Origin of the sequence: Spiroplasma endosymbiont of Crioceris asparagi, from assembly GCF_964020035.1 — a bacterium.
Lineage (GTDB): Bacteria > Bacillota_I > Bacilli_A > Mycoplasmatales > Mycoplasmataceae > TIUS-1.
This window is the reverse complement of sequence record NZ_OZ026475.1, coordinates 90,984-103,202: the sequence shown is the minus strand read 5'-3', so window position 1 is coordinate 103,202 and position 12,219 is coordinate 90,984. Positions and strand designations below refer to the sequence as shown.

Sequence of the window (12,219 nt, the reverse complement as noted above, 5' to 3'; positions counted from 1 at the left end):
AACCACTATTTGTGGTTTATAATAAGAAGTTTTTTGTTTTAAATAATTTTATGTTTATAAAACTATTTATAAATGTAATTAACGTAGTTAATAATGTAAATGGAATTAATAATTTTCAATTAACTTTTTTAATTAATACATAAGTTAAAACATAATAATGTTTTAACTTACCATTGGGTAAATAAGTTTGATTAATTGTCTTTGTTAGAATTTCATTATCATAATCTATTGTTGAAATAATTAGTGATTGAAATGAAAAATATTTTATGTATTTAAAGTTTGCAATAAATCCATGAACTTCGTTATTTGCACTTTTTTGTGCCTCATAAACTTGTGTCATGGCAAAACTAAGAATTATTCATGTTGTTATTATGGAACATATAAAATTAGTTAAAAAACTATTATTTGAAAGTGCCAATGAAACAATTATAAAAATTGAAATCATTAAAAATATAAAAACTAAGAATTCTAAATAAAATAATAACATCCTTGCTCATTCAGAACTCACTCCATAAAAACAAGTCATTAAAACCCCATATAAAAAAGACGGAAGAAATATTATTATATTCATTAAAAATATTGAACTCATTTTTCCTAAAATTATTTTTTTTCTATTTATTGGCAGTGTTAATCATGTGTAAATTTCTCCATGATTAATTTCTACTAATAAAACTTTATTAATCATAATTTGTGAAAAAATTAAAAACAACACAATAGCTGGCGCATTAAGTAAAATGTTTCTAAAGGCATAACCATTATCTTCCATACCATAAAAAAAACCGTGATCAGAACCCTTTAACTTAACATATGGATTTAAAAAAGATATTTTAGTAATACTATTAACTGTTTTAAAGGTATAGTTTGTGATTTGTAAAATAAAAAGTGCAGTAATTAAAAAATAAATAATTGTAAAAAATAAAAGTAAAATTCATGAGCGCTTAAACTCAAACTTATGTATTTTAAATATCGCTAAATTACTTTTACTATTCATAATTAAATTCCATTTTTTCTTTAAAAATATTTAAAAATTCTTTTTCAATTAAATCAACATTGTTATTTTTTATATTTATTTCTTTTATAATTTTTCCATTTTTTAAAAATGCTGCTTTATCACAAAACTTTGCAACTTCTTGAAATATATGCGAACACACAAAAATTGTGCAACCTTGTTTTTTTAAATTCATAATTATATTATTAAATTTTTCCATCATTAATGGGTCTAACCCGCTTGTTGGTTCATCTAAAACTAAAATTTTTGGTTTAAACATGAGAGCATTTATTATTGCAACTTTTTGTTTTGTTCCTTTAGACATTTTTTTAATTTTTATGTTAGGGTCTAATTCAAAATATTGAATTAGATAATCTAAATATTTTTTATCAATATTTTTTCTAAAACTAGATATGATATCAAAATAATCTTTTCCTTTAATATTTTTATATAACAAAAAATCTCCTGGTATATAACCAACAAATTCCATTATTTTTTCTGGTTCAATTAAAGAATCTATTTCATTAATTTTAATTTGTCCTGATGTAGGTTTTATAAAACCCATTACTTGACTAACTAATGTGGTTTTACCAGCACCATTTGGTCCTAAGATTGCATATGCTTCAGATTCATTAACATCTAAATTAATATTAAAATTTCCTCGATTATTTCCATAATCTTTTGTAACATTAATTATTTTTATTGAATTCATTACTTTATTTAAATCCTTATTTAGTTTGTTTAAAAGTTTAAATTTATATTTTAAACTTTATAATAAATTGAATTTTGTATAATTTTGTATTGTTGATTTTTAATTTAATTATTTAATATTTTCTTTTCTAATTTAATTTTACATTAATAATAAAAAAAAAAAAAAAACCTAATATAAAAAGGTTTTTTAATATTTATTTTATAATGGTAAATCTTTTCTTAAGAAAGTTTGATATGCAGCAAACGTTGATCCACAAATTATTCCCCCCATAACTAGAAATTCTGGCATTCATGTTTGAACTTTAGAAATATTTTTTATATGTTCGAACAATGTACAAATTGTGATATATTTTAAATTCTCAATCGCTTTATTATGTTCCATTTCACCAATTTTAGCGGTTAAAGCAAATACGTAAAATATTATTGAAACTGCTCCACAAATAGATAATGAAATCGCTGATTTATTAAAATACGCACTTGATCAAAAAGTTAAAGTGCTAAATGTTAGTAGTAGTAATAATAGACCAACTAAGTTTATAAATAAAGTTACTTGATTTGTTTGACTTATTATTCCTAGCATTGAAAATACTAATAATTGGGTTAAATAAAACAATAAAATACTTAACACAACAGAACCATAAGTCACAGCCATTTTAGAAATAATAACTCTTTTTCTTGATTGATCTGTTGTTAACAAGTTCACCATTGTACCTTTATCAACCTCACCAACTACTAAAGAATTATTAACAATAATAATATAAATTAACATTACTAAAAATGGTGTTCCAGTACTTGTGAAAAACATTTTTAATAGTGAATCTTCAATAGTAACACCCGTACCTTTGTCTTTTTTAAAAATTATAATTAATAAAACTTCAATTAAAATTGGTAAAAAAGTTAAAAATGCTCAAAGTTTTCATGTTTTTCTTGTTGTATCTCTAATCAATTCAAAAGAATATTTTCCCCTTTTATGAGAACCTGATATTTCTACCCTTGCAACAGAATCAGTAACATCTGACTCAATTTCGTTTTGATAATATTTCATAAAATATTCTTCCAAACTTAATGCATGTTCTTTTAAATATTCCACTTTAAATTTAGATATTTTTGAAATGAATTCATTAACAAATTTATTGTTTACTTTTATAACATATGAATCATTGTCATAATTTTCAATTATTCATTTGTCATCATTTTTAAGTTGATTCATTTCAACTTTATCAAGAAATTTTATTTCATAAGTTTTTTCTTCATGATATTTAATTTCATCAATGTCTATATTAGAAATTATTTTTCCTCTTTTAATAATTGCAATCTTGTCACAAACTTTTTCAATTTCTGAAAAAATATGCGATGAAAGAATAACTGCTTTTCCTTCTTTTTTTGATTGTAGAACAAGTTTGCAAAACTTTTCTTGCATTAATGGATCTAAACCTGTTGTTGGTTCATCCAAAATAATAATATCTGGATTATGCATTCACGCTAAAACTAAAGCAACTTTTTGTTTCATCCCTTTAGACATTTTTTTAATTTTCATATTGGGATTAAATTCTCAATAATCAATTCATTTTTTAGCATCTTCTCAATTATTCATGTTTCTTAATTTACAAACTTGTTTAATTAATTCGACACCAGTCATATAATTTGGAAAAGAAATTTCACCTGGAACATAACCAATATTTCTTTGAATCATATTTGCATCTTTTCATGAATCATATTGAACATACTGTTCTAAATCTTCATCTTTTTTATTAATTGTTACATTCCCACTTTGGGCTTTAATAAATCCCATAATCATTCTAATAGTAGTAGATTTACCTGCACCATTAGGCCCCAAATAACCAAATACTTTTCCGTATTCAACATCAAAATTAGCATCAAAAACACCATATCCTGACTTAAATAATTTATTTAGTTGTTCTGATGATATTGCTACATTATTTTTCATGTTTTCACCTATGTTTGATTATAAACAAAAAAAGAGTTTAACTCTTTTTTAAATGTGGTTTTATTTAATTAAGCTTAAATATTTTTCACGACAATCTTTTCTTAGTTGTTGATTATATTTAATAATTGCACTTTGTTTATCTTCAAATATTTCATTAATAATATTTTCTTTTTCTTGAATTTTAGAAGTATCTTTTTTATTTTGTGCTTTTTTAAGTTCAATTTTTGCTTCTGCAATTTTTTGTTTATATTCAAAATTAATTTTAGAAATTTCATTTTTAATATTAGTTTTATTTTCTTTAATTAATTGTGATTCTAATTTATAAGTTGATTTATAAGCATTTTTTGCTTCACTAATTAGTGATTTACAAATGTGTTTCTCTTTGTAAATTTGTTCTTTTAGTGAATTTGCTTTTAATGTATTTTTTTCTTGTTTTGCTAATTTAATTTGAGTTTTTAATTCGTCAATTTTTTCATTTCTGTCGCTTATATATTCATTAATTTTAGCAACATGAGCTTCTTTAATTGAACCATAAGCTCCAGCATCTTTTGTTAATCATAGTCCATACATTAAAGTATTTACTACTACCCCACAGAAAATAGCTAGAAAAAAGTATGCGGTTTCTTTTCCATAAGGAACTGCTCCTAATATTGCAACAATTGGTCCCCCATGAGCAGCACTATTTGTTACCATTAATGCTCCTGCAATTGCAGATGCAACAGCAGAACCGGCAACATTACAAACAATAGCTCTTTTAGGATCTCTTATAGCAAAAGGAATAGCTCCTTCTGAAATACCGATTGATCCCATAATAATTGCCGCAACTCCAACACCTTTTTCATCTTTGTTAAAGAATCTTGGAAAGAATATTGTTGTTAGTCCCATTCCTAATGGTGCAACAGGAATACCTGCAGCCATTGCTCCCATTGGTTCATAAATTTTCATTGTTACTAACATTGAACATGTAACAAAAGCGATTTTATTAACGGGTCCACCCATATCAAATCCAGCCATTGCCCCTAATATAAATCCAAGTCCAATACCAACACCAAATCCAATATCTCCTGAATAAGCCTTTTTAATTCCGTCTTGAACTTGTTGCATTACTCATCCAATTGGCGCACCAATTATATAAATAAATATTAATGACATTCCTATACCAGCAACTAGTGGTACAAAAAATATTGGCATTGCTGGTGCTAATGCTTTTGGTACTCTTCAGGTGTTAATTCATTTTACAAAATATCCAACTCCAAGCCCAGCAATTATTGCTCCAATAAATCCTAGCGGTGTTTGAACAACGTCCATACCGCTAATTCAAGGCATTAAGTTTCCTAGATTTTCAATTTTTCCATCAGCATTCATTGTGCCTGCTTGGTTTGCTATTCAGGCAGAAACCATTGCAGGGGCTATGGCCGATCTACCAGCAACTGAATTTGCAATAAATCCAGCAAGAACTGGAATCATTAATCCAAATGCGGCTCCTCCAATAATATTTAAAATATTTAAGGGACCTCATTTTGCAAGACCGTCGTGATCAGGTGATGCACCCGGTCCTCAAACAGCTTTTGCTACCCCTAATGAAAAGGCAAGACAAATACCCCCCATGATGATAACTGGAATCATATATGAGATACCAGATAAAATGTGTTGCATAACTCCATTTTTTTCATTATTTACATTTTTTGTATTAAATGAATTGTTTTTGTTATTTCCAACTAATATAGAACCTAGTTTCATTGACTGGTTAATAATTTTAGCTGGATCCTTAATAGCTTCAGCAACTTTAACTGAGTAAACTTTTTTACCAACAAATCTAGATGTATCAACAGCTGTGTCTGTTGCTAAAATAACAACATCAGCTTCATCGATTTCTTTGCTTGTTAGTTTATTTCCAACACCTTTAGAACCTTGTGTTTCAACTCTAATGTTGTGACCTAATTTTTGCCCCATTTCTAATAACTTTTGTTCTGCCATATAAGTGTGAGCAATTCCTACAACACATGCTGTAATACCAACAATGTTTAATTTCTTGTCGTCATTATTATTAGTAATTTTTTGTGGTTGTTGTTCCTCAACTAATTGCTCTACAATTTCTTGCTCATTATTACTTGTTTTTGCAATATTTTTAAATTTTTTATCCATTAATTTTGTTGCCACATTGCTTAATATACTAATATGTTCATCTCCTGATGGACCTTTAGGAACTATAAGTGCAATTGCGACGTTTGTTGGATTACCATCCATTGATTTTCAATCAATTCCTTTTTTGAATCTAGCAAAAAAAACAGCGGCTTTTTTAACTTCTGGAATTCTTGCGTGTGGGATTGCGAAACCCTCCTCAAAACCTGTAGATGATTCCTGCTCTCTATCTTCAAAACCTTTTATTAAAGATTTTTCATCATTAACAATTCCAAATTCGGCAGCTTTTTTTGCAAAAAAACTAAACGCTTCTTTTTGATTGTTAACTTCTATATCTAAGAAAATGTATTCTTTTTTTATAATATCCATTACAAATCTTCTCCTCAATAAAATATTATACTATTTTTTATTTATTAAATGAATAAATTATTCTATTGGTGATAAAGTATTTTATTTGTTTAAAATATTTTCAAGTTTTCTTGAAATACTTATTGGATCTTCTGCGATGTTTTTTATGTTATAAATGTAAAAGTTTGCTCTAAATCAATTAGATGGATCTTTAAATCAATTTTTTGTATTAAAATGAAATTTATTAAAACTTGAACTGCTTTGTTGTTGCGCATATTCATTAAAATTAATTGCATAATCTAAATAATTATTATAATCTGGGTTATTTTTTTCTTTTAATCATTCAAGTTTTTTAACATTATTTAAACCATATGAAAGCATATAATATCTATTAGAAATATTGAAATAAGGATTTTGGCTATTTATATTTTCTTTTAAAGCCGATTCATCACTATCTTCTAAAGGGAAAGTTAAAACAGTATCACCTGAAACATCGGCATTACTTCATTCATGTTTATATTTTTTTTCATAATTACTCGTTCAAACACTATCTGATTCAACTAATTGATTTTTATCTTTTTGATTATAATATGTCCAAGAACTTATAGCATATTTTAAAAATGAATTTAATTGTTTGTTATATTCTGCATTTAAGAAAAATGCACTGTTTCCTGGTTCTGATCTTGAAAGTAAATTAAATTTATTTGTCGCAACCGTATAAACTCCAGTACTTTTATTTTTTTCACTTCTTTCATTAGATATTTTTTCTAAATTTGGCCCAACTTCATTTAAAGAGTCTACATAAAAATAAAGTTCATCTATTGGTTGATCTTTTGCAAAAATTACATTATCATTAAAATCCATATTATATATTGATTCTGATCATGCAATTTTATATGGTTGTTTAAAGGGATCAAGTTCTGGAAAATCTTCATCCATTGATTTTCATGCTTGTTTATCAATATTTATATCATCAATTAATCCATGAATATCTTCTTTATCTCTTTCATCAAAATAAAATACTGGTGTTAACTTGTTTTTATTATTTTTATTTCATTCTTTAAATATATTTAAAATGTTTTCAACAAATTCCATTTTATATTTATGACCTGTAAAACCAAATTCATCACCAGTGTTTTCATCAGATGAATTAATTTGTACCATGTGTTTTGTATTATCATCATAGTATAAATTTTTGCTATTAAATTTGCCACCATATCTTCTTGAAGCATCCATTAATCCCCTAACATAAATTTTATTAATTCCGGTTTTGGAAACATAATCTAAATTTTTATTAATGAGTTCTTTGTTTGATTCAGGAATATATAACTCTCTTTTTTTGGTTATTTCATCAGTACCTATATGTCATGTTACAAAAGAATAATTGTTTTTAGAATAATTTCAAGATTGATCAAAATTTGTTGTTTGATAATCACCATTATCATAGTTATCCATGTGTTTTGAAAAAAACATTGTATAATTATTTAAATTTAAATATTTGTGTGCATATGAGTAAAATTGCGTTAATTTTCCTTCATTTCAAATTCAATCAAGATATTTATTATAATCATTTTTGTCTTCTTCATTTTTTCAAGGAACATTTAATTTATTTCTATTAATGTATCTAGAGTTATATGCTAAAAAAGAATCATTGGTTAATAATGTTAAATTATTATTAGCAGTTTGTTTTGCTTCATTATAATTATGATTAATAATTTTTACATTAATATTATTTTCTTGTTGTCATAAAGACTCTTGAAAATTATAACTACTTCTATTTACATCAAGCTTTAATGTATATTCTTTAGAAACTGGTTTGTCTAAGTTATCATAATTTGAATAAAAATTAATCCATGCTACATAAACAATATAATTTCCATTAACATCTTTTTGATTATCAATATTTTTTAGAGTGTGATTTTGGGTAACATTTTCTGGTATTCATAATGGTTTATTTGGCACACTAGCAATTTGGTTTCCATCTCAATCTCAATTATTAGATGCATAAACATATTTTGATCAACCATAACTAACAGAAATGTTGTTATCTTCTATATTATTTTTAGGCACAATACTTAAACTCATTGAAGAAATAGAATCTTTGGGAATTACTACAAATTGCATTGAATTAAAATCGTGTTCTCATAAAGTTGTTTTAGAATTATCATTTGTAACATTAAATAAATCTTTATAATTACCCCAAAAAGAACCAGAAGCTAATTTACGTTCATTTTTTGAAACATCTTCTTGAGCTTTGTGTTCCAAGTAAACTGCATAGTTGTCATATTTGGTTCCAAAAAAACTGTGTATGTAATTATTATAATTTACTGATTTTTTAAGTTTAAATTTTGGGGGGATTACTTTCATTTTTTCGGCAGCATTGGTAGGATTATTTTTTAACTCTCCCAATCTGTATGTAAGAAAAAAACTAGAAACTGCAAGTAATAAAAATGAAATAATGTAAATCAAACTCAAACCACATGAATATGATTTAAATTTTAAATTTTCTGTTCAAGTTTCATTAGTTTTTGAAAATTGTTTATCGTTGTTTTTAAAATATAATAAAAAATCTTTTCCTGCCAAAAGTTTCACAAGTTTTGTTTTAGGTAATTTAGCTTTTTTATTAAATAAAAAATAATATACTTTTTCATCTTTAACATAATATAAAAGATATTTAATTTTAAAAAATATGACAACAAATGTTATTGAATTTATTATTAGCATTGCAATTATAAAACTAATTTTTATGAATGCTTTTGTATCAATGTTTTTAGAACCAAAAAATAAAACATTCGTGAAAAATAGTAAACAAACAATTAAAATGTTTGCAAAAATAGAAACACAATTTATCAAAATTGTTGAAATATGATTATTCAAAGAGTGGTGAAAAATAATTTTTTTCTTAGTGTATTTTATTGTTGAAATTCATATAACAAGCAATATTGATATATAAAATGCCAAAGTCATTAGAGGCAAAAAAAATGTTATATTAAACAATAACATTCCCGCCAAATCAATCTTTTCCATAACGTGATCAGAAAACATATTTTGATTATAACACTCAAAATAAAAATTTATTTTTTTCATTGTCAAGCTTCAATTATATCTTGACTCAGTTCTTCTTTCATCAATAAGTATTTAAAAATAACATTTCATAATGCAAGTGCACATACTCTAGATGAGTAAGAAAAAGCTCTAAACTTTGCGTCTTTTGAATAAACATTTAAAACATAATCGGCTAATTTTTTTGATTCACTTTCAAAATAACCTGTTATTAAAATGATTTTAATATTCTTCCTTTTAGCTTCATTAATTATTGATATTATCTCGCCCTTTGATCCTGAATAAGAAATTGCAATAACTATATCATTTTCTTGCATATATTTAATGTTTATTAATTGTTGATGTCAATCATAACCAATCATAACAAACTTACCTATTTTGGCAAGTGTATGTTCAATTTCAAATTTAATTGAGTTATTGCCACCGATTGAAACAACATTTATTTTATTAGCACCCTTAATTGTTTCGACTATACCTTCAATGTTTTCTTTTGTGATTCCAGCAAAAGTATTTTTAATATCTTCTACAATAGAATTTTGATCTTCAACATAATCACCATTAACTAGTTCGCCCTCAAAATAAAGTTTTATTTCTTTGTTAATTTTTATAGAAAATATTCTATATCCTTCTTTGTTACTAACGATATTAATAAATCTAGTCACTGTCGGTTGACTACAACCAACTCGTTTGGCTAATTCACTAACAGAAATATGAAATGCTTTGGTTTCATTTATAATTTCAATAATTTTTTTTGCTATATTTGAATAACTATTTTTTTTATCACTTGCGTAAATTTTTATATTGTCTAAGATCATGTTTTTATTCCTCTTAAATATTATAAATAACTAACGCCTAAATATGAATATTTTATTTATTTGTCACAAAATTTTCGGTTTCTATTTTATCAGATAAAACATTTTTAATTTTTAATCCTCTAAATCCCCCATTATCTTTAACAACCAATAAAAATCTAAAAATAATAATTTGGAAAACAACACCTGCAAATATTGCTAATAAATATCAAAGAATTCCAATGTATGACATATCTCAACTTGTTACACCACCAAATAAGGCGATTATAGGTCCCCCTCAGGCACCAACTCATCCAGAAACATGTAATAAACCAGCCATCATTCCAGCAACCCCAGAACCAATAATATTGGCAAAAATTACTGCTCAAGTATATTTAACTGCAAAGGGAATTGCTCCCTCAGAAATTCCCATAAATCCCAAGATTAAGGCATTGATTCCTAAAGGTTTATCATTTTTTAAACGTTTTTTAAAGATATATGTTGATAAACCACAACCGATTGGTGCAACTGCAAAAGCTGCTGCTGCACAACCCATAGCTTTACCTCCATCAGTAAAGATTAAGGCTGTTGCTCCAAAAGAAGCAATTTTGTTAATTGGTCCCCCCATATCAACTCCGGCTAACAATCCTAAGATTAATCCTAGACCTGCCATTCCAAATTGAGTAGCTTCTAGATCTTGTAATCCTTGGTTTACATAACCAATTAATATCCCAAAAATATTTCCTAAAAATAATATTGTTATTAGACCATAAATTAATGATACAAAAACAGGAATAATAATTATTGGCATGATTGGTTGAATTATTCTATGAATTTTTCATTTGGTATTTATTCATTTTATTGTATATCCTATTACAAATCCGAAGAATAATGCCGCAAAAATACCTCCACCATTACTTGGATAGTTGTTGACTAATTTATCTGAAATAAAACTTCAGTGTAATCATAAGTTTGTATTTGCTCCTGCTCATGTTAAAACAAATGCTGGAGCAATTGCAGATCTACCAGCAATTGAATTTGCAATGTATGCTCCCATCACTGGAATCATAACTGTAAATCCCACATTCGCAAATTTATTTAATAAATAAAATATTGCAATACAATAACCATTGATATGCGCAGTATATGTTCCATCACCATTTGGTGTTAAGTAATCTTTTGATCAATCACTATTAATGTGAATATTTTTTTGCACATAATTTAGACCATTTAAATCTCCGTTATAGTCTAATCATTTTCCATATACAATTTTTCCGATACCAGTTCCTACAGCAAATATAATTCCAGCAAATACAATAAATGGAATCATATATGAAATACCACTCATTATATGACCAATTCAGGCTTTATCAGTTTTAACATCAAAGACACCTTTACCATCATTTCCTATTTGCATTTTTTTACCTTTTGAGACAGCGCTTCTTAAATGATTAACTGGATCAGCAATTAAAGCCTTTGTTCCTACTTTATATATTTTTTTATTGGCAAATCTTTCTAGATCAACAGAAATGTCTGTTGCCAAAATAACTGCATCTGCGTCTTTAATTTGTTGATCTGTTAGTTTGAATTCAATTCCTTTTTGTCCTTGTGTTTCACAATAAACATTTCAATTTAATTCTTTACCAGCTGCTAATATTGCATCTCTTGCCATGTATGTGTGAGCAACTCCGGTTGCACAAGCGCTTACACCAACAATTGTTAGTGCATCATCACCAACAATGTTACTTGTTTTTTGTTTATTTTTTTCTTTTAGTAATTCTAAAATTTCTTCTATATTAGTAGAAACTTTTAATTTATTTTTAAATTCTTTATCCATTAATTTGGTAGCAATGCCACTTAAAATGTCTAAATATTCACCATTTCCTTCTGGTATAACTAAAAGAATAAATTGTTTTGTTGCTTCTTTATCTGTTCATTGGATTTCCTTATTAGTTCTAATAAAGAATACTGCAGACTCTAAAACGGATTTATCCCTTGCGTGAGGAATTGCAAATCCATCTTCTAGATATGTAGAATCAATTTTTTCTCTTTCCAAAAAAGCGTTAATTAAATTTTCTTTATTTTTAATTAAGTTATTTTCAAATGATATTTCTGCAACTTTTTCAAAAAGTTGTTGCTGATTTTGAATTTCTAAATCTAGAAATATATAATCTTTTTTTATAATATCCATTTCTTTTTCCCCCTTAATAATTTTAATATATTTTATT

General features: G+C 26.0%; 7 protein-coding genes. All 7 read right to left on the bottom strand.

Annotation, left to right across the window (positions count from 1 at the left end; all coding sequences use genetic code 4):
- Window positions 1-16: 16 nt before the first annotated feature.
- Window positions 17-991: an ABC transporter permease subunit gene (locus AACL01_RS00455; RefSeq protein ID WP_339022897.1), complete on the bottom strand. Its 975-nt coding sequence runs from the start codon at window positions 989-991 to the stop codon at window positions 17-19.
- The gene (locus tag AACL01_RS00450) at window positions 984-1,700 is read right to left on the bottom strand and encodes an ABC transporter ATP-binding protein (RefSeq protein ID WP_339022895.1); all 717 of its coding nucleotides are present in this window, start codon (window positions 1,698-1,700) and stop codon (window positions 984-986) included. The genes AACL01_RS00455 and AACL01_RS00450 overlap by 8 nt, the downstream gene beginning before the upstream one ends.
- A gap of 198 nt (window positions 1,701-1,898) precedes the next feature.
- Window positions 1,899-3,647: an ATP-binding cassette domain-containing protein gene (locus AACL01_RS00445; RefSeq protein WP_339022893.1), complete on the bottom strand. Its 1,749-nt coding sequence runs from the start codon at window positions 3,645-3,647 to the stop codon at window positions 1,899-1,901.
- 60 nt (window positions 3,648-3,707) lie between these two features.
- On the bottom strand, window positions 3,708-6,158 hold the full coding sequence (locus tag AACL01_RS00440; protein WP_339022892.1) for a fructose-specific PTS transporter subunit EIIC: 2,451 nt from the start codon (window positions 6,156-6,158) through the stop codon (window positions 3,708-3,710).
- Window positions 6,159-6,239: 81 nt separating this feature from the next.
- Complete coding sequence (locus AACL01_RS00435) at window positions 6,240-9,224, bottom strand: hypothetical protein (protein WP_339022891.1); 2,985 nt, start codon at window positions 9,222-9,224, stop codon at window positions 6,240-6,242.
- Window positions 9,212-10,015 (bottom strand): MurR/RpiR family transcriptional regulator, encoded by an 804-nt coding sequence (locus tag AACL01_RS00430; RefSeq protein ID WP_339022890.1) that lies wholly within the window; start codon window positions 10,013-10,015, stop codon window positions 9,212-9,214. The genes AACL01_RS00435 and AACL01_RS00430 overlap by 13 nt, the downstream gene beginning before the upstream one ends.
- Before the next feature lie 52 nt (window positions 10,016-10,067).
- The gene (locus AACL01_RS00425; protein WP_339022888.1) at window positions 10,068-12,182 is read right to left on the bottom strand and encodes a PTS fructose transporter subunit IIABC; all 2,115 of its coding nucleotides are present in this window, start codon (window positions 12,180-12,182) and stop codon (window positions 10,068-10,070) included.
- Window positions 12,183-12,219: the final 37 nt, after the last annotated feature.